This window comes from Nonomuraea sp. NPDC050556 (genome assembly GCF_044457355.1).
Taxonomy (GTDB): Bacteria; Actinomycetota; Actinomycetes; order Streptosporangiales; family Streptosporangiaceae; genus Nonomuraea.
Genome location: NZ_JBITGU010000002.1, coordinates 1876284 through 1894874, shown reverse-complemented (window position 1 = coordinate 1894874; position 18591 = coordinate 1876284). Strand labels below are relative to the sequence as shown.

At 66.6% G+C, this 18591-nt stretch carries 21 protein-coding genes and 3 tRNA genes; 18 read left to right on the top strand and 6 right to left on the bottom strand.

Annotated features, from left to right (window positions below; all coding sequences use genetic code 11):
- Positions 1-84 precede the first annotated feature (84 nt).
- From ACIBG8_RS27080 to ACIBG8_RS27065, 4 genes are all read right to left on the bottom strand, one after another.
- Positions 85-1233 (bottom strand): serine hydrolase domain-containing protein, encoded by a 1149-nt coding sequence (locus ACIBG8_RS27080; protein ID WP_397345742.1) that lies wholly within the window; start codon positions 1231-1233, stop codon positions 85-87.
- 74 nt (positions 1234-1307) lie between these two features.
- Positions 1308-2201, bottom strand: coding sequence for a hypothetical protein (locus ACIBG8_RS27075; protein ID WP_397345741.1), 894 nt, complete (start codon positions 2199-2201; stop codon positions 1308-1310).
- A 23-nt stretch (positions 2202-2224) separates the two neighbouring features.
- Entirely contained in the window at positions 2225-2800 is a 576-nt protein-coding gene (locus ACIBG8_RS27070) for a pyridoxamine 5'-phosphate oxidase family protein (RefSeq protein ID WP_397345740.1), read from the bottom strand.
- Positions 2801-2820: 20 nt separating this feature from the next.
- Positions 2821-3813, bottom strand: a complete 993-nt coding sequence (locus ACIBG8_RS27065) for a hypothetical protein (protein WP_397345739.1) — start codon at positions 3811-3813, stop codon at positions 2821-2823.
- A gap of 168 nt (positions 3814-3981) precedes the next feature.
- Between ACIBG8_RS27065 and ACIBG8_RS27060 the strand changes: the two genes are divergently transcribed.
- Positions 3982-5355, top strand: a complete 1374-nt coding sequence (locus ACIBG8_RS27060; protein ID WP_397345738.1) for a hypothetical protein — start codon at positions 3982-3984, stop codon at positions 5353-5355.
- 54 nt (positions 5356-5409) lie between these two features.
- Here ACIBG8_RS27060 and ACIBG8_RS27055 read toward each other — a convergent pair whose 3' ends face one another.
- Positions 5410-5901 carry a YajQ family cyclic di-GMP-binding protein gene (locus ACIBG8_RS27055; RefSeq protein ID WP_397345737.1) on the bottom strand — a complete coding sequence of 164 codons (492 nt, stop codon included), beginning with the start codon at positions 5899-5901 and terminating at the stop codon, positions 5410-5412.
- Positions 5902-6110: 209 nt separating this feature from the next.
- Here ACIBG8_RS27055 and ACIBG8_RS27050 point away from each other — a divergent pair.
- Together ACIBG8_RS27050 and ACIBG8_RS27045 are read left to right on the top strand one after the other, a co-directional pair.
- Positions 6111-6195: transfer RNA gene (locus ACIBG8_RS27050), tRNA-Tyr, on the top strand.
- A 157-nt stretch (positions 6196-6352) separates the two neighbouring features.
- Positions 6353-6490 carry a hypothetical protein gene (locus ACIBG8_RS27045; protein ID WP_397345736.1) on the top strand — a complete coding sequence of 46 codons (138 nt, stop codon included), beginning with the start codon at positions 6353-6355 and terminating at the stop codon, positions 6488-6490.
- A 230-nt stretch (positions 6491-6720) separates the two neighbouring features.
- Here the strand turns inward: ACIBG8_RS27045 and ACIBG8_RS27040 are convergent, their stop codons facing one another.
- Positions 6721-7215 (bottom strand): hypothetical protein, encoded by a 495-nt coding sequence (locus ACIBG8_RS27040; protein WP_397345735.1) that lies wholly within the window; start codon positions 7213-7215, stop codon positions 6721-6723.
- A 313-nt stretch (positions 7216-7528) separates the two neighbouring features.
- Here ACIBG8_RS27040 and ACIBG8_RS27035 point away from each other — a divergent pair, with 313 nt between their 5' ends.
- From ACIBG8_RS27035 to ACIBG8_RS26965, 15 genes are all read left to right on the top strand, one after another.
- A complete protein-coding gene (locus tag ACIBG8_RS27035; RefSeq protein ID WP_397345734.1) occupies positions 7529-8311 on the top strand; it encodes a M23 family metallopeptidase in 783 nt (260 codons plus the stop codon).
- Positions 8295-8873: an AAA family ATPase gene (locus tag ACIBG8_RS27030; protein ID WP_397345733.1), complete on the top strand. Its 579-nt coding sequence runs from the start codon at positions 8295-8297 to the stop codon at positions 8871-8873. Before ACIBG8_RS27035 ends, ACIBG8_RS27030 begins: the two co-directional genes overlap by 17 nt.
- A 112-nt stretch (positions 8874-8985) precedes the next feature.
- Positions 8986-9951: a GH25 family lysozyme gene (locus tag ACIBG8_RS27025; RefSeq protein ID WP_397345732.1), complete on the top strand. Its 966-nt coding sequence runs from the start codon at positions 8986-8988 to the stop codon at positions 9949-9951.
- Between the two features lie 69 nt (positions 9952-10020).
- Positions 10021-10530 (top strand): C40 family peptidase, encoded by a 510-nt coding sequence (locus tag ACIBG8_RS27020; RefSeq protein WP_397345731.1) that lies wholly within the window; start codon positions 10021-10023, stop codon positions 10528-10530.
- 67 nt (positions 10531-10597) lie between these two features.
- On the top strand, positions 10598-10801 hold the full coding sequence (locus tag ACIBG8_RS27015; protein WP_397345730.1) for a transposase: 204 nt from the start codon (positions 10598-10600) through the stop codon (positions 10799-10801).
- A gap of 18 nt (positions 10802-10819) precedes the next feature.
- The gene (locus ACIBG8_RS27010) at positions 10820-11230 is read left to right on the top strand and encodes a hypothetical protein (RefSeq protein WP_397345729.1); all 411 of its coding nucleotides are present in this window, start codon (positions 10820-10822) and stop codon (positions 11228-11230) included.
- Complete coding sequence (gene cseB / locus ACIBG8_RS27005) at positions 11227-11886, top strand: two-component system response regulator CseB (RefSeq protein WP_397345728.1); 660 nt, start codon at positions 11227-11229, stop codon at positions 11884-11886. Before ACIBG8_RS27010 ends, cseB begins: the two co-directional genes overlap by 4 nt.
- Entirely contained in the window at positions 11886-13322 is a 1437-nt protein-coding gene (locus ACIBG8_RS27000) for a sensor histidine kinase (protein WP_397345726.1), read from the top strand. Before cseB ends, ACIBG8_RS27000 begins: the two co-directional genes overlap by 1 nt.
- Positions 13323-13393: 71 nt before the next feature.
- Positions 13394-13466, top strand: a tRNA-Thr gene (locus ACIBG8_RS26995).
- Between the two features lie 221 nt (positions 13467-13687).
- Positions 13688-13761 (top strand) — tRNA-Met (locus ACIBG8_RS26990).
- Positions 13762-13831: 70 nt separating this feature from the next.
- Complete coding sequence (gene rpmG, locus ACIBG8_RS26985; RefSeq protein ID WP_181616146.1) at positions 13832-13996, top strand: 50S ribosomal protein L33; 165 nt, start codon at positions 13832-13834, stop codon at positions 13994-13996.
- A gap of 737 nt (positions 13997-14733) precedes the next feature.
- Positions 14734-15186, top strand: coding sequence for a MaoC family dehydratase N-terminal domain-containing protein (locus ACIBG8_RS26980; RefSeq protein ID WP_397345725.1), 453 nt, complete (start codon positions 14734-14736; stop codon positions 15184-15186).
- On the top strand, positions 15183-15611 hold the full coding sequence (locus ACIBG8_RS26975; protein ID WP_397345724.1) for a MaoC family dehydratase: 429 nt from the start codon (positions 15183-15185) through the stop codon (positions 15609-15611). Before ACIBG8_RS26980 ends, ACIBG8_RS26975 begins: the two co-directional genes overlap by 4 nt.
- 500 nt (positions 15612-16111) lie before the next feature.
- Positions 16112-17155, top strand: a complete 1044-nt coding sequence (locus tag ACIBG8_RS26970) for a UDP-N-acetylmuramate dehydrogenase (protein WP_397345723.1) — start codon at positions 16112-16114, stop codon at positions 17153-17155.
- Positions 17156-17867: 712 nt separating this feature from the next.
- Entirely contained in the window at positions 17868-18434 is a 567-nt protein-coding gene (locus ACIBG8_RS26965) for a TMEM165/GDT1 family protein (RefSeq protein ID WP_397345722.1), read from the top strand.
- Positions 18435-18591 lie beyond the last annotated feature (157 nt).

The window sequence follows — 18591 nt, the reverse complement described above, 5'->3', positions numbered from 1 at the left end:
TGGGTCGGAGCCGCGCGGCGGGCGAGACCTCTTGGTGGGATAGAGACACACGGGGGCGGGGTCGAACCTCCCGATGAGGGTGGGTTAGGGGCAGAGGGCGGTGGTCAAGGTGGCGATCATGTGGGGAAACTGCTTGTCGCCGTTCATCGAACCCGTCGTGTACACCGTCGCCTGCCGTCCCGACGAGGCCCGTCCGCTCAACGCGAAGACCCCAGGCACATCCCCGCCATGGAACCAGACAGTCCCACAGGACATCTGCACCCGAGCCATCCCAAACCCGTACCGCGACCCAACCGGCCACTCCCCACCCTTCATGGCCACCGTCCGCTTCAGAAACGCACGGTCAGACAGCACCTTCCCCGTGAACACCCCGTCCCAGAACCGGTTCAGGTCCTCCGGCGTGGACACCAACCCCCCACTGGCCCCCAGCTCGTACCCAGGCAGCCGCGTCACATCCACCACCCCACCCTGAGGATCCACGGGATTCACCCCATAAGTGTGCGCGTACGGCTTGCGCAACCCCGTGTCCCCCCTCGCCGGCCAGTACGTGCCCAGCATCCCCAACGGCTCCAGCACCAGGTCGCGGCTGACCGCTCGGAAGTCACGCCCGGTGACCGCCTTCACCACCATCCCCGCCACCAGGTAGTTCGTGTTGGCGTACGCGAACCGCCCGGCGGGCGTCGGCTTCATCCCGAGTGCGATCTTCAGATAGTCCTGCGACGGCTTGGACCAGTCGACCGCCCCCATGAAGTCCGGCAACCCGCTCGTCTGCTGCAGCAAGCCGCGCACCGTGATCTTCCGCCCGTCGATCGCCGCACCCGCACCCGTGCCGCGCAGCACACCGGGCAGATACCGTTCAACCGGCGCGTCCAGCGCGATCTTGCCCTGCTCGACCAGACGCAACACGGTCACCGCCAGGACCGGCTTGGTGATGCTCCCGATCCTGAACTTGGCGTCCGCGCCGACCATGGGCCGCCCGGTTCCGCGCTCCGCCGTACCGGAGACGACGGTCGTGCTCGTGCCGTCAGCTTCGGTGACGTACGCCAAGGCTCCGGGCGCTTTGTCCTCCTTGGTGAGCCGGTCCAGCTGCGCCTGCAGCGAACGATCCAGGTCCCGCGAAGGCGAGGCCGAAGCCGAGGTCGACGTCGAGGCCACGGCAGGAGCGACGGGGGCGAGGACCAGCACGCCTATGGCAGCGGCGGCAAGCAGGCGGCGGGAGGTAGTGGAAGTCATGTGTCCGACTCTGTCGGCTTTGTCGCCGCGAATCAGTCACGCCCGCACTGCTCTCACAGGGGGGCTGTCCCTACCTATTCCCCCGCGAGATGGACATCCCACGTGTGATCGCTGATCGTGAACGCGTCCGTGATCCGTACCGCGCCGGTTCTGGTGTTGATCGACCGAGCGACGAAACGGCGAGGTTCCTGCAGGGTGAGCATGGTCAGGCCGGTCGCGGAGGTCCAGTCGAGGCGGCGCGGCGACTGCTTGGCCGGGAGGGCGATGCGGAGGGCGCGCCGCGACTCCATGGCGTTCGCGGTGGAATAGAAGCGGATATGTGTACGCGAGGCTCCCGCCAGGGTCCTGCCGTCGTTGGTGAGCGCACCCCACCCCACCAGCGTGACGCCACCCGACGGTTCAGCGCCGCCCGGCCGATATACAGCGGTTTCCTCGTAGTCGAGGATCACCCGCAGCAGCTTGCCGTCCGGACTGAAGCCCTGAACCCTGGCATAGTCGGGCAACGACCACCGCTTGCCGGTCGCCGACTCGACGACCGTGGTGGGGCTGCTGCCAGTGTCGGGATCTATGACGACATAGCGACCACCAGGCGACACCAGGAGCTCGAGACTCGACATCGCGACCGAGGGCCGTTCGGCGACGTTCGTCGTCTTCCCGGTGGATATGTCGCGGACGACCAGCTTGTGGGTGGATTTGCTGAAGTAGGTGGCGAAGCGGCCATAAGCGTCCACGGAGATGGGCGCGCGCAGGCGCTCCTCGCGGCCGTCGGTGCCGAGCGAGCGCAGCTGCGCGTCGGGCAGAGTGATCGTCCTGCCGTCGCGCAGCCACAACCTCCACGGCCCGCAGATGTGGCGTTTGCCGTCCTTGCCGGGGCACGAGGTCAGGCCCGCGTAACGCACCGGCGCCGTCGCCTCCGCGTGCACACCGTTGACGAGGAGCGCTCCGACCAGTGCGAGTGCCGCGAACATGGAGGCCACCGTACCAAGAGCGATCAGGAATGCTGGGCGACCGGATCGGTCTCCTCGGCGCTCAGTCCGGGCAGGCCGTCGATGCTTTCCCGGTTGTTCTTGGCGCGATATGCCCGCTTCTGCTGCACATCCTTGCGCCCCGCCCACTGGTCGAGAAGCCCGCGATCATTCTCAAAAGCCATGAAGGGTACGGCGTAGCCGCACGAGTCCTGGATCCGGTCGATGCTGACGACGATGACCGAGCGCACCCCGGGATGCGGGCCGAAACGCTGCTTCAACCCGTCGAAATCGGCGTCGCCAGGCACGACGACCCGGCCCGTGCCGTACAGCCTGACGATGTTGGGCGGCCCCTGAAATGCGCAGAACATCACCGTGATGCGGCCGTTGTCGCGCAGGTGGGAGATCGTCTCGACGCCGCTGCCGTCGAGGTCGAGGTAGGCGACGGTCAGGTCGTCGAGGATGGAGAAGGTGTCCGCGTAGCCCTTCGGCGAGACGTTCACATGGCCGCCGTGCTCTGGGGCGGTGGCGATGAAATAGACCGGCTGAGCGGAGATGAACGCGCGCAGCCGGTCTGTCAGCTTTTCATGAATTTTCGCCATGAAAAGGACGATAGACGTGATTAGTCGCCTGGCAACCACCAGGTCCAGATGCCGGACTTGATGGCGAACGAGTCGAGCTTGGTGGCCGTGCCGGTGTCGGGGTTGATGTGGCGCTTGACCGCGGCATTGGGGGATCCGTCGGGTGTGGCGCGGTAGGTCCACAAGGTGAGGCCGTCCGAGGAGTCCCAGACCAGGCGGCTCGGGAACTCCTTGGACGGCGGGTAGCTGAGCGTGACGGCCTCGGAGACGGCGTCCGTCGACAGGTCGTACGTGCGCAGCCGCGCCTTGCTGGTCACCTGCGGTCCGGTGATCACGATGCCGACCGTCGTGCCGTCGTCCGACAGCGCGATGGGCGCGTTGTTCGAGACGATCTGCGGGACGACCCGGCTCTGCACCTCGTCGCCCGATCCGTCGTAGACGGCGAATTCGGTGGTGTTGTCGTTGGTCGTCCTGGCGGTCAGCACGTATTCGCCGTTGGGGCTGAAGCCCTGGACGATCTCAGCGCCGGGGATGCGGGTGACCGTACCGGTCCTGAGGTTGACGATCACCGACTTGAGCTTGGCGTCCGGATCGAAGTAGTCGATGAAGAACCTGCTGCCGTCGTTGGAGAAGGCGGTGTCGAGGTCGCCCATGCCCAGGCCGCGCGGCAGGGTCGCGGTCTTGCCGGGGAGCGCCTTCACGGTGCCCTTGGCGACGTCGCGCACGACCAACTTGCCATCATTTTTCCGGAAATAGCTGACGAGCCTGCCGTCGCCGCTGATCGCGATCGGTGCACTCGCCTCTTTGTCCGTCGTTCCGGCCGATGTCGTGGGATGGACCACGGCGTCCTTCAGCGCGAGGCTGCCGCCGCCGCGCAGGGCGAGCGTCCACGAACCGCACGGGACGGTGTAGTCCTTCTTCGGACAACTGCCGACCCAGGCGTATCTGACGTCCTTTGCGGCTTGCGCGGTAGCCGGTGCCGGCATGAGCATCATCGTCGAGGCTGCGGCAACTGCCGCCAAGGCCCGGATCATGGCAGGGTCCTTTCGTCACCTGGATAGATGCACCACCCAGCGGAAAGGTTGCGTCACAGATTGGCCACGAGAATGAGCCAGGCAGAACGCCGGGTCTGGCGCGCCTTTCCGTCAGGATCCTGGGTGGATTTCGGCCCGGTTTCAGGGGATACGAGCAGCGTCGCAGGGGTGAACGCGCCGACCGACGGCGCGTCGTGGGGGTCGGAGCGGACGGTCAGGGCAGAGGTGATCGCGAAGCTGCTGCTCGGCGCGCGCGAGACCGAGGCGGGCACCGTGCCTGCCGTACGGCTGCGGGGGGCCAGGATCACCGGGCCGCTGGTCTTACGTGCGGGAAACGTGGGTTTCGAGCTCGTGCTGAGCGGCTGCCACCTGGACGAACCCGTCGATTTCAACAGCGGCGTCACCAGGACGATCCGGCTGACGGACTGCAGCATGCCCGGATTCAACGGCGGCGGCATGCGGGTCAGCGGCCACCTCAGCCTGTCCGGTTCGTCAATCCATGGCACGGTACGGCTGGCGCGGGCGCAGTTCGACAGCGGCCTGTGGATGGGCGGCACGAAGGTCGTCGCGGACGACGAATGGGCGCTCTACACCGCCTCGCTCGTCGTCGACTCGGGCACCTTTCTGCGCAACGCGGATTTCACCGGCGGCGTACGCCTGGTCGGCGCCCGCCTTAACGGCGGTCTCTTCCTTGACGGCGCGACCCTACGCAATCCAGGCAAGGTCGCCCTTAACGGCGAGAGCATGGTCGTCGAGGACGTCCTGTCCTGCACCGAAGGCTTCACGTCCCAGGGCTGCGTACGGCTGCGCGGCGCCAGGATCAACGGCACCTTCTCCATGGAAGGCGTCATCCGCAGCGAAGACACCAAATACGCACTGCATTGCAGCCATATGGAGGCGCGCGAGGTCTACCTCAAGCCGGCAGAACCCATCGCCGGCGCCGTCAGCTTCGCCCACGCCCACGTGAACACGCTGCACGACGACCCTTCGACCTGGCCGGACAAACTCCACCTGAACGGCCTGACCTACGACAGACTCCGCGGGAGCGGCTTCGCGCGCAGGATCGAATGGGTGGCGCGCGACCCGTTCGGCTTCCTGCCCCAGCCGTACGAGCAACTGGCCGCTTGGTACATGCGCGACGGCAACGACGCCCTGGCCCGCCGTACCCAGCTCGCCAAACTCCGCGCTAGGCGGCGCTCGCAGAGCGTCGGCGGGCGCGCGCTCGGCGGTTTCCTGGACGTGACCGTCGGGTACGGTTACCGGCCGTGGCTCGCGTCGATCTGGTTCGCGCTGCTGCTGGCGGCGGGGACGGCGGCGTTCACCGCGGTGCCGCCGCGGGCCCTGAAACCGGCGGAAAGCCCTGGTTTCGACGCCTTCGCCTACTCGTTCGACCTGCTGCTGCCGATCCCGGCCTTCGGGCAGAGGGACCTTTTCGACCCGGGAGGGTGGACGCAGTGGCTCGCCTACGCGCTCATCGTGTCCGGCTGGCTACTCGCGACCGCCTTGATCGCCGGCGCGACCCGCGTATTGCGCCCATCCTGAGACCTTTAGCCGCGTCCTGCGCCTCTGGTGGAGGCGCAGGACCGCGCGGGTGGCTCAGCGGTAGTTGACGAACTGGAGGGCGACGTCGAGGTCCTTGCCCTTGAGCAGGGCCATGACCTCCTGCAGGTCGTCCTTCTTCTTGGAGCTGACTCGAAGCTCCTCGCCCTGGATCTGGGCCTTGATGCCCTTGGGACCCTCGTCGCGGATGATCTTCGAGATCTTCTTCGCGTGCTCCTGGTCGATGCCTTCCTTGAGGCTGACCAGCAGGCGGTATTCCTTGCCGGACAGCCGCGGCTCGTCGGCGTCGAGGATCTTCAGCGAGAGGCCTCGCTTGATCACCTTCTCCTTGAGCACGTCGAGGGCCGCGTTGGCGCGCTCCTCGCTGTTCGCCTTGATCTCGATGGCGGTCTGCCCCGACCAGCTGATCGAGGCACCGGTGCCCTTGAAGTCGAAGCGGTGTCCGATCTCCTTGACCGTCTGGTTCAGCGCGTTGTCGACCTCCTGGTGGTCGATCTTGCTGACGATGTCGAATGACGAGTCTGCCAAAGCGCAAATCCTCTCTGACGGCGGACTCAGCCTGCGCCGACTCCTAGATGCTTGCTGTGGTTTGACAAGCCTAACCAGCATCATGCCGCGCCGGTGCCCGGCTCGAAGGGGGTTGGGGTTCCTCGGGAGGTGCGGCGGGACAAACCGGTGTCACGTGTACTTCTGAAGTCCGCTATTCTTCTGTCTGTCGCCGCGAGAGCGGTGGATGCGGCAGGTTGCCCGAGTGGTCAAAGGGAGCGGTCTGTAAAACCGTCGGCTCAGCCTACGCAGGTTCAAGTCCTGCACCTGCCACCAGCAGTTCCAGAGGCCCTTCGGGGCCTCTTTTGCATTTCCGGGGTACGCAGCCAGATACCGTCTGGAGCAGCCGTATGTCAGCGGTCCACGGCTCCTGGGCATCGACGCGTCCGCTCTCGATCCGTGACAATCACGCTGTGCGTCGGTGGGATCTGCGGTGGCGTTCTTACTGCTGCTCCTGCTCCGGTGGCCGACCCGTGACTCGGACTCCGAGTTGAAGCTGCTGACGGCGTTCGTGCTGGCGCCCTTCCCGCTCAGTGCGGTGGCCGCTCTACTGGCCCGCCTGCCTCTCTAGCCGGTCGTCGGGATGGCGGCACCCCCCGTCATGCTGGTGGTCGCGTTCATCCAGCCGGATTATGACTTCTGGGTGTCCGACGAGAAGCTCTCGTTCTGCCTCTTCACAGGGGTCCCTGCGGTGGCTGGCTTCATGCTGACTGTCCTGTGACCGCGGGCTCACCAGGGGTCGAGGCAGAGTAGGGGATAGATGCGCAGATCGGCCGCCATGTGACCGTGGCCCTGCCGTACTCAGGTGGATGTGTGCATCTTCGCAGCCTTTGCGATCCTTCCGGCGAGAGTGTGGAGCTCCTCATTGGTTGGGGGTGTGTCGCGTATGGCTTCCCAGTCGTCGATGAGGAGCATGAGCTCGGTGATCTCTGGCGGGTAGTCGCATTTGGTCATGAGCTGAGTGATCAGGAAGTCGGCGCCGTGGGAGATGGGGATTATGCCGTCCTGCATGGCCAGCGAGATATCCCGGGCGACTATCCACGGCTCTTGCTGGGTGTCGATGGGGGGCATGTCGCACTCGGTCAATACTTGGCGGATCAGTGGCTCGATCTCCGCCATGGATCCGATGGAAAGAGCGTGTCCAGCGAGCTCAAGCGTGGTCGGCGTGTCAACTCCGACGCCGATCAGGTCGCAGGCGAGCCATCCCGCATCTGCGACAACGCCAACGAGCTGGCCCCGGAGCAGGTCGCCTCGAATGTTGGCCAGGTTGTCGCGTAGCTCTGCCGGGAGTTCCATGGGGCCATTGTCGAGGCCGTCTCGCAGGTCAAGGTGCGGAGGGGTCCAAGGGGTGGGGAGGAGGTGTCTGACGGGGAGTTGGGGGAGCAGCAAACTTTCATGTGATGGCGATTGATGAAGAGAACTTTCGGGGCTATCTTCATGATCGACCTGTCCCTTTGGGGCTTGTGGGCCTCATGGGGCTGGGTGTCGCTCCTTCACCCCCCTCAGAGAGGTGCGCATGTCCTGGTCGAGGACCCTCAGGGTTGTTGTTCTCGCTGTCTTAGGGGCTCTGCTCGCGGCTACGCTTTCTCAGCCCGCGAACGCGAGAGTCATGGCCGTCTCGCACAAGAGTCCGTTCAACTGTGGCAAGACCTTCTACGCCAACAACTGGACTCCCACCCACAACCCCTCCGGGTCCATCGACTGGCAGAACTACGGCGGTGACGCCATCGACGGTGAAACGGTTCGGGCCACCGCTGCGGGTACGGCGTACTTCTACGACGCGGGCAGCACGAGCTACGGCAAATGGGTGGAAGTCCGGCACAGCGATGGGACCAAGACTCGCTACGCCCACCTCTCGAGCATGGTGCGGGGAGCCGGCGGGTCGCTGAGTGTCGGTCAGGGGACGACGATCGGGACGGTCGGGTCGACGGGCGGGGCCACCGCGCCGCACCTTCACTACGAGCAGCGGACCTCTACCGGGGCTATGGACACCAGCCCGACGGTCGAGGGCATTACCGTGTCGCTCGGGGAGAAGAAGGCCATCAGTAGCAGCAACGGTTGTGGTAGCAGCAATCCGTACACTCCGGGCGAGGTCTGCGGCAGTGGTTACGGTGTCGTCGACTCGGCGGCGCTCACGGGCGGCACTACCTACCTGCTTTACAACGCCAGCAACGGGTCCAACTGCGTGGTGACGCTCAAGTCGACCAACCTCGGCTCGCCGTCCGCGGTCTCGGCCTTCCTGGAGCCGCAGGGAAGCACCAGAACCACCGATTCGGGCAACTTCGACTACTACGCGGGCCCGGTCAAGCGCTCGGCGCCTGATCAGTGCGTCAAGTGGGGCGGCTCGGTCGGGAGCAGCTCGTACACCAGTCCGTTTGAGCACTGCGGCTGAGCACCGCCCGCCTGTGGACGGGGACACCGTTCGCAGGCGGGTGGTCGTGCTGGTCAACGGGCTACCGGGGGCGGGGAAGAGCACGTTGGCCGCCGCCCTGGCGGGTGCTCTGGAGCTGCCGCTCTTCAGCAAGGACCATCTCAAGGAGACCCTGGCCGATGTTCTCGGTACGGCGCCGCCGTACGGCATCGCACCGAGGCAATGGAGCGCGATGCTCGGCGCAGCCGCAGGTGAGAGCCTGTGGACGCTGCTCGCGCACGCCGGGCGCGGAGCCGTACTCGAAAGTCCTTGGCTGTCCGATCTGCGGCCGGTCGTCGCGGCTGGGCTGGAGCGGGCCGGGGTCGATCATGTGCACGAGGTCTGGTGTGACGTGCCTGTACGGCTCGCGCGGGAACGCTATGAGGGCCGGGTACGGCATGCCATCCACCTGGATGAGCGGGTCGATGATGAAATCTGGCAGAAATGGGTGGCTCGTGCTGAGCCGCTCGGGATCGGCACGTTGCATCGGGTGGACACCTCGAAAGCTGTCGACTTGATTGCATTGTTGGATGCATTTAACTGAGTGGCTTGCGGTGATATGAGGTATTCCGTCAGGATCTTCCACGCCAAAGGGGCTGGGCGAAGGGGATCCCGTGCGACGTTTGTTACTACTTGCTGTAATCGGTGCAATCGGTATGGCGCCTACGACCGCTGAGGCGGTGGACGGGGTTCCCGGGGTTGACGTGAGCAACTGGACCGGGGACGTCGACTGGGTCGAGGTGGCCGACGGCGGCGGGAAGTTCGCCTTTGTCCAGGCGACAGAGGGCGTGGACTACCGCAATCCTCGCTTCGAGGCGCAGTACGGCGGAGCCGCGGGGGCGGGGCTGCTGCGGGGTTCCTACCATTTCGCCCAGCCGCACGAGTCGGACGGCGCGACCCAGGCGCAGTTCTTCCTCGACAACGGCGGGCGCTGGTCCACTGACGGCATCACGCTGCCCGGCGTTCTGGACGTCGAGGACAATCCGTACAAGGACAAGAACGGCAAGAACAGCTGTTACGACCTTTCCCCCGAGGACATGGTCACCTGGATCAAGGACTTCACGAAGAAGTACAAGGCGAGCACCGGGCGCCCGGCGATCATCTACACCACGACGAGCTGGTGGCGGACGTGCACCGGCGATTCCAGCCAGTTCAAGGGGAATCCGCTCTGGCTGGCGCGCTGGGGGAGCGATCCGGGCGAGCTGCCCAAGAGCTGGACCAAGCACACCTTCTGGCAGTCGGCCGACAAGGGGCCGCTGGCGGGCAGCCAGGACTCGTTCAACGGGTCGGAGAGCCAGCTCAAAGCGCTGGCCAACCCTCCGGCCGAGGTGACGGTGACGGGCCAGTCGCGCAGCAGGAAGCTCTACACGGTGACCATCGCCAACACGGGGCCGCACCCGGTGAACAACATCAAGGTGTCCGGGCGCACGTTCGGCGGCCAGAAGGTGATCAAGGCGGGGCCCGGGTGCAGCTTCAGCGGCACCGCAGTACGGTGCTCGATAGCCCAGCTCGACCGGGGTCAGAAGGTCCGGCTGACCTTCTACACGAAGCCGCGCGCCACGGGGAAGGTCGGGATCGACTTCACGGTCGGCACCGTCAAGCTCAAGCTGACCGCCGCATAGTTTGGCGCGATAAAGCAGGATATAACTCGGCACCTACGGAAGGGGACCGCTGTGCCGAGGAAGGCGCGCTTGGCGTTCGCCGTGGTCGCGCTCCTGCTGGTGGCTACGGCGTCCGTGCCGTTCAGGTATTACACGCTGCCCAAAATCGTCGCCCTGGCGTACGACATCGAGGGCAAGAACATCGCCTACTCGTGGGGCGGCGGCCACGCAGATCGCCCGGGACCGTCCAAGGGCACCTGTGCCGGTTACAAGGGACGGATCAGGCCATGTCCGGCGACGAAGACGCGCGGGCTCGACTGCTCAGGCTTCGTACGCTGGGTGTACGCGCTCGCGCACAGGCATGACGTGCTCGGTCCGGGGACCACGGACGATCACGTGCGCAAGATGTTCAGGGTCAAGGACCCCACGCCCGGCGATCTGGTCTTCTTCGGGAGCATCACCAAGAAGAAGATCAAAACCCACCACGTCGGGATCTATCTCGGCGGGGGGAAGATGATGAATGCTCCGGAGACGGGGGCTGTGGTGAGGATTGACTCGATCGACCGAGTCAAGGACTTTGCCGGTTTCTATCGCTACTGAGTTGGTATGGGTGCGTCGGGTGTGGCCCCCGAAAAAATGAGAGACCCGAGGGCTACTGTGTGCCGCTATGGACAGGCGGTGGGTTGGCCCGGGGGGCTATGAGGTGCTGCCCGCTCTGCGTGCGGGGCGGCAGGTGCTGAGGGTGCGCAGGAACGGCTGGCTCGTCGCCGACTGCACCTCGGTCGCGGAGGTCGCCAGGCTCGTCGACCTGGCGGATTTATGCGAAGTGATCACACTACCGATGGACCGTTGTTACAAAGCCGCAGGGTAGGCCGCATAACGTGACGCCATGAGATGGGCAGTTGCGCTGTTGGCGCTGGCCACCGTGGCAGGGTGCGGCACCGACGGCGGTGTCCGCGTCGAGGGTACGGCTCCCGCGTCGCCGAAACACCCGGTCTACGCGGTGGTCTACATGGGTGACGCGTTGCAGCGTCCGGCCGCCTTCGCGCTGAGCGAATTCAGCAGCGCCTCGAAGGTGCGCTGGACATCATGGGGTGGCGAGACAGCGACGGGCACCGGCGAGGTGTCTGGCATGTGGTGCATTCCAGGGTGCGAATCCAAGGGCTATCCAGCGACGATCACGCTCAGCAAGATTCATTGGCTCGAACGCAGCGGCTACTACAGCCGCATCAGCGTGTCGTCGACGCACAAACTCGGCGAAGACCTGACGGATCAGCCTCTGGAGGTGCCCCCTCGATGACCGACGTACTACTGGTCGAAGACGACGCGGTGATCCGCGAGGCGACCCAGCTCGCGCTGGAGATGCACGGCATGCGGGTGCGGACGGCCTCCGACGGGCTGGCCGGGCTCGCGGCTTTCGAACGGGAGGCGCCCGAGGTGGCGCTGCTCGACGTCATGCTGCCGCACCTCGACGGGGTGAGCCTGGCGCGCAGGATCAGGCAGGCGGGGACCGTACCGGTGATCATGATCTCGGCCAGGTCGGACGCGATCGACGTGATCAACGCGCTGGAGGCCGGGGCGGACGACTACGTGACGAAACCGTTCGATCTGGGGGTGCTGCATGCGCGGATCCGGGCGGTGTTGCGCCGCGCGGAGGCGGCTGACCAGGCGCAGGAGCTGACCTTCGGGGATCTGACGGTCGACACGCAGTCGATGGAGGTACGGCTGGGCGGTTCGCTCGTGGCGCTGACGCCTACGGAGCTCAAGCTGCTGCTGGAGTTCGCGGCGCAGCCGGGGATCGTGCTGTCGCGCGACACGCTGCTGAACAACGTCTGGGACTACGCGTGGGACGGCGACACGCGCGTCGTCGACGTGCACGTGCAGCGGTTGCGGTTGAAGATCGGCACCGAGCGGCTCGAGACCGTTCGCGGGTTCGGCTACAAGCTGAGGCGCTGATGGGGCTGCGAGGGAAGATCGCGTTGGCGCTGGCCGGCACCGCTGTGCTCGTGGCGGCGGTTGTCGGGGTGCTCGTGCACGTCAGGACGTCGGCCGTGCAGCTCGACGCGGCGCGGACGGCGCTGGACGAGCGGTTCGTGTCGTTGCTGGCGCAGCACGTGGAGGGGCAGGACGCGGGGCTGGTGACCGAGGGGGTGCCAGGGCCGCTGGTCAAGGCGGTCTCGTCGGCGCGGGTGCGCGCGACGTACCTGGATGGGGGGACGTTGTGGGCGGCGTCCTCGGTGGGGGACGAGGTGGTGGGGCTCTCGCGGCCGTACGCGGCCGAGCGGGAGGCGCTGGCGTCGCTGGACCGGGTGCTCGTGGGCTCGGGGGTTGTGGCGGCATTGGTGGCGTCGGTGGCGGGGGTGGCGGTGGCGGTGCGGCTGACCCGCCGCATCCGCACGCTGGCGTCCACGGCGAGCGCCATCGCGGGGGGCGACCTCACGGCCCGCGTCTTCCCGCGGGAAACGCCCGCGAAGGGCGATGGGGGCAGTTCCGGCCCCCTCTCGCGAAGTCCGAGCACTCAGGGTGCGCAGCCGTCGCGGCGTGCGAGGGACTCCGATGCGGAGGGAGTCGTGGGGGATCCCGGTGTGCGGGGGTTTCCCCGGAAAAGGCTTGGGGGTACGGCGGAGCCGGGGGACAGCCACCCGCCGACGTCGGCCGGCGACCGTCCATCATGGAACTCCAGCGGCTCCCCTCCCCGCCGTAACCACCCCGGCAACGCGCCTCCCAGGTCAAAGCGGGGCGATGAGGTCATGGCCGTCGGGATCGCGCTGGACCGGATGGCAGACGTGCTGCAGGCGCGGCTGGAGGCCGAGCAGCGGGTCACCGCGGACATCGCCCACGAGCTGCGCACGCCGGTCGCCGGGCTGGTCACGGCGGCCTCGCTGCTGCCGCCCGGCAGGCCTGCCGAGCTGGTCAGGGACCGCGCCGCCGTACTCCGCAAGCTGGTCGAGGACGTCCTCGAAGTGGCCCGCCTCGACACCCAGGGCGAGGAGGCGGCGTTCGAGGAGCGGGAGCTGAGCGCGCTGGCCAGGCGGGCGATCCGTGACACCGGCGCGCTGCTGGTCGTCGAGCGGGACGTCGTCGTGCGGACCGATCCGCGACGGCTGGAACGCGTCCTCGTGAACCTTGTCGCCAACGCGCTCCTGCACGGTGCCGAGCCTGTCACGGTCACTGTCGACGGGGCTGTGGTGACCGTGGCCGATCATGGTTCGGGGTTTCCCGAGGGGCTGCTCGCGTGGGGTCCGCGCCGGTTCGCCAGCGGCGCCGCGGCCCGTGGTGTGGGCGTCGGGCTGGGGCTCACGATCGCGGCTGGGCAGGCCCGGGTGCTCGGTGCCGACCTGGAGTTCGCCAACTCCGAGGACGGCGCGATCGCGACCCTCCGACTGCCATGAACGAGTTCGCATCATCGTTGAGTGCCGTGTATGGTTACACCTGTCCGCAGCGCAGTAGCGATGACGGGCAAGCCCCTATAGCTCAGTCGGCAGAGCGTCTCCATGGTAAGGAGAAGGTCAACGGTTCGATTCCGTTTGGGGGCTCGCATTCCGAAGGCTCGATCTATAAGCAGGTGAACGCCCGGCTCGCAAGGTTGCGAGGACGGGCGTTTCTCGTTGTGGACCGTGGTTGGGGAGCGCAGAGTTCGCAGGAGCGGAGTGTTTGCGGGATAAGGCATACTGGTAGCACCCCACCCGATCAGGGGAAGTACAAAGGTGCTCCCAGTGTCGGGTATCCTCATGTGGCGGTCGGAATCGTCCGCCAAGGCGGAGTAGCTCAGTCAGGCAGAGCAAACGGCTCATAATCGTTGTGTCGCCGGTTCAAGTCCGGCCTCCGCTACAACCCAGTCCCGAGCCCCTAGCTCGGGCATGGGTGTGTCCCAGTCCCGAACGTAGAAAGGCACTCCCACGTGGCTGCCACCGACGTTAGGCCGAAGATCACGCTGGCCTGCCAGGAGTGCAAGCACCGCAACTACATCACGCGGAAGAACCGGCGCAATGACCCGGATCGGCTTGAGCTGAAGAAGTACTGCCCCAACTGCCGCACCCACCAGGCGCACCGCGAGACCCGCTAGGCTCTCCGCGTCCTGAGCGCAGTTCTTCAGCACTCCTGACTTACATACCGCACAACCGGCCTCCTCACCCAGGAGCGCCGGTTTGTCGCGTTTCCAGACCCTTTGTAGGGCCTTAACGCAAGGCCTGAGGAACGCGTCTGCCAGGGCGTGGCGGGACGCGTCGAGGGCGATCCTGGGAGGATCGTTTCCTGAGCCCCGGATGAGGGGGAACGGGGCGTGCTCGCCCTGACGCGACGGGTTCCGTAGGTCCGGATTTGGCGGGTCTAGGCGATGTTGGGATCCGGTCGTGCGTGTTTGCTGGAGGTCTGGTTTGTGGGCCCGGTTGTCTGCCCGCCCGCCCACCTGGCTGGGCGCTTGAGGGGCTCTCGCGCCTGGGTGGCAGGGGTTCGTGGTGGAAGGCCCCATCCTGTACGGCGGAGCCGAGGGATGCGCTGCTGCCGAGGTGGGTGGGCGTTGGGCTTCACGCTACGCAGCCGCTCGTCGTTACAGCGACCGACCCGGATACGCCTGGGGCGTGAAAGTGCTGGCCAAAGGCTCTGCAACTCCCTGCGATACCTGGGAAGTGCGGGATATGAGTGGTTGCGGCGAGTAGGGGAGCCGCTGGAGTTCCATGATGGACGGGCCGCAAGGGACGTCGGTGGGTGGCTGTCTCCTGGCGCCAGCCGTACAGCATGGTCGTAAAAAGGGTCCGAACAGGGATCTGGGTTCCCGAACCTTGTTCTGTTAGCGTCTGGGGCATGGCGTTGAACCGTGATTTCGTGGGACGTACCTACGCGTCGTCCACCTCGTACGAGGTCAGTCGGGTGAAGATCAGGGAGTTCGCCGCGGCGATCGGCGACAACAACCCGATCTACCGCGACAAGGAGGCGGCCAGGGCCGCCGGGCATCCCGATGTGGTCGCACCCCCGACCTTTCCCATCGTGTTCACCCTGTCGGGCGGTGGCGAGGCGCTCGCCGACCCCGGGCTGGGGCTGAACTTCGCCATGGTGGTCCACGGCGAGCAGCGGTTCGAGTACGTCCGTCCGATCTATGCCGGGGACGAGCTCGTCACCTCCTCGACGATCACCGACATCCGCAGTGCGGGGCGCAACGAGCTGCTCACCTTCCGCAGCGAGGTCAGGACGCTCGCCGGTGAGCACGTCTGCACGAGTTACAACACGATCGTCGAGCGTGGAGGGGCCGGATCATGACTGCGACGGTGAAGTACGACGAGGTCGAGGTCGGGCAGGAGATTCCGGCGGTCGACTATCCGGTGCGGCGGTTGAACCTGGTGATGTACGCCGGGGCTTCGGGGGATTTCAACCAGATCCACTGGAACGAGCGGTTCGCGAAGACGGTCGGGCTGCCTGATGTGATCGCGCATGGGATGTTCACGATGGCGCAGGCTGGGCGGTTCGTCACGGATTGGGCGGGGGATCCTGGGGCGGTCGTGGACTACGGGGTGCGGTTCTCGTCGATGGTGGTCGTGCCTGACGACGATCAGGGGGCGGTGATCTCGGTGAGCGGGGTTGTGGAGGAGAAGCTCGAGGACAAGCGCGTGGTGCTGGGGCTCACGGCGCGGTCGGGGGACGCCAAGGTGCTGTCGAAGGCGCGCGCGGTGGTGCAGCTCACCTGACGTTGTACGGCGGGGCGGCGCCAGGGCTTCTTGCGGCGCCGCGCGGTCGTGATGGGCCCTCCCCCGTGCGGCAGGGGGTCACCGGCCCCCCTCGGGGTGTCGGGGTTTGCCACTCGTGATGGAAGGTTGTCGTCGGTGGTGTGGCCTCTCGTGGGGCAAGGCGGGCGTGGGGCGGTCCCTCGTGGGGCAGGGCGGTCGTCGGGCGGTCTCTCTCGTGGGGCAAGGCGGTCGTTGGGCGGTGCGGGCCCTTGGCGAGAAGAGGTTGCCGCGGCGTCTCGCTCCTGCGGGGTAAGGCGGACGTCGCGGGTGGTGCCTCCTGTGGGGAGGGTGTCGTCGAGGGGCGCACCTTGTGATGCGTGGTGGTCGTCGGATGGCGGCGTTTGTGGGTGGGCATGTCGGCCGGGCTGCCGCGTGGTGGGGTGGAAATGTTGGGGTGTGGGGGTTGGGTGGGCGGTTGGTGGGTGCTGTTGGGGGTGTGGGGCTCGTAGGCTAGGACGCCTATGGCAGATCACATCCGGCTCGCGCCGTACACCACGCTGGGGTTGGGCGGGCCTGCCCGTGCCTTCACGGAGGCGGCCACGGCCGAGGAACTGGTCGAGCTGGTCGCCGACGCTGACCGGCGCAAGGAGCCGCTGCTGGTGCTCGGCGGCGGGAGCAACCTGGTCGTGTCGGACGACGGGTTCGACGGGCTGGTCATCAGGGTGACCAGCCAGGGCGTGGCGGTGTCCAGCGATGGGGACCAGGTGCTGGTCACCGTGGAGGCCGGGCAGGACTGGGACCCGCTGGTCGCCATGGCTGTCGCTGAGGGCTGGTCGGGGATCGAGTGTTTGTCGGGGATTCCTGGTGTGGTGGGGTCTACGCCTATCCAGAATGTCGGGGCCTACGGGCAGGTCGTGGCGGACACGATCAGGTGTGTGCGGGTCTTTGACCGTCGTACGCGGCAGGTGCTTGATCTTGAGGCTCGGCAGTGTGCGTTCGCTTACCGGGACAGCGTTTTCAAGCGTGACCTTGGGCGGTATGTGGTGCTCGGGGTTACCTATGCGTTGGACAGGGTGGATCTGTCTGGAGCTATCGCTTACAAGGAGCTTGCTGGGCGGCTGGGGGTGGCGCTGGATGAGCGGGTGCCGCTGGCTGAGGCTCGGGCTGCGGTGATCGAGCTGCGGCGGGGCAAGGGGATGGTTCTTGATCCGGACGATCCTGACACTCGTAGTGCTGGGTCGTTCTTCACCAATCCGGTGCTTTCGGCTGGGGAGGCGGGGGAGCTCGAGTTGCGTGCGGCTGGGCATCCTCGGTGGGACATGCCGGGGGGGATGGTCAAGGTGCCTGCTGCCTGGTTGATCGAGCAGGCTGGGTTTCCCAAGGGGTATGCGCGGGGGGCTGTGCGGATCTCGACCAAGCACACGTTGGCGCTCACGCATCCTGGGGGTGGGACTACGGCTGATCTGCTGGCGTTGGCTCGTGAGGTTCGGGACGGGGTGCGGGAGAAGTTCGGCGTCACGCTTGTCAACGAACCTGTGCTTCTTGGTGTGACTCTCGACGGCTGACGCTGACCTGCTGCTCATCGGGGCGCTGGGGTGGCTGTGGCGGTCCCGCGAAAGGCGGAGGCCTGTGGGGTATGGCGGGGACGCGGAGGTGCCCAGTGGCGGGCCCGGGTGGTGGGCATCTGCGCGTGAGGCGGCGGGCTCCTGGGCGGAGGGCCGTGGGCAGGTCCGGGTAGTGGATCGGTTCGCGTGTGGCAAACCCCACACAGTCAGCCACCTCAGCCGCCCCCACACCCGCCCATGACGTCGCCCCCCCGGGCAACGCCCCCCCGGGCAACGCCCCCCCGGGCAACGCCCCCCGGGCAACGCCCCCCGGGCAACGCCCCCCGGGCAACGCCCCCCGGGCAACGCCCCCCGGGCAACGCACCCGCCCCCCGGGAACGCACCCCCGGGAACGCACCTGCCATCCAAGCCAAGCCCATCCAAGCCAAGCCACCCAAGCCAAGCCACCCAAGCCCACCCAAGCGTTGGGGTGGGGCTGGGGGGAATGGGGGTGGGGGTTGGGCTGTTATGGTTGGGTGGTAATACCGAAGGGGAGTAGTCCTCAACTGTGTGATCGACATACTGGCGTGAGCCCGGTCACACGGCCCATCGCGGGCGGACGAGACCTTCGGCCTGGCAGACATGGATACAAGTCGCTGCCGGGCCGAAGTGTCGTGCCCGTAGAAATCTCCCCGGGTGCCTGCTTCCGGTTCGGTCGCGCGGAAGAGGACCGGTGGAAGCGTTCTGGATCAGTCTCGTTGTCATCTTCGTGGCGGAGCTGGGTGACAAGAGCCAGTTGATGGCGATGACGTTCGCCACTCGGTTCAAAACCTGGCCTGTGCTTGCCGGGATCACCATCGCCACCACTGCCGTGCATCTCGTCAGCGTCGCTGTCGGTGGGTTGATCGGGGATGCGCTGCCTACTACGGCGATCTCCATCGTGGCGGGTATCGCGTTTCTGGGGTTCGCGGTCTGGACGTTGCGTGGGGATGAGCTGACTGAGGAAGAGTCTCGGAAGGCCCAGCGGACGACCAGGAACGCCATCATCGCTGTGACGGTGGCGTTCTTTCTGAGCGAGCTGGGTGACAAGACGATGCTGGCGACGATCACGCTGGCCACGCAGCACGGGTGGCTGGGGACGTGGATCGGGTCCACAGTCGGGATGGTCGCTGCGGATGCGCTGGCGATCGTGGTGGGGCGGCTTTTGGGGAAGCATCTTCCCGAGAAGGTCATCCGTTATGGGGCTGCGGCTGCTTTTGCCGTCTTTGGGGTGGTTCTGCTGCTTGGGGTGCTGCTTTAAGAGCGAGGGGTACGGCGGGGCCGTGGGACACCCAGTCGCCGTAGGTGGCTGGGCTCCGTCCAGGGACACGCGACGACGAGCGCACAACACCCCGCCGCTACGCCGTAAAAGTGAAGACCCTCAGTGGCCAGAGGGTCGTTAAGGACAAAAGGCCCGA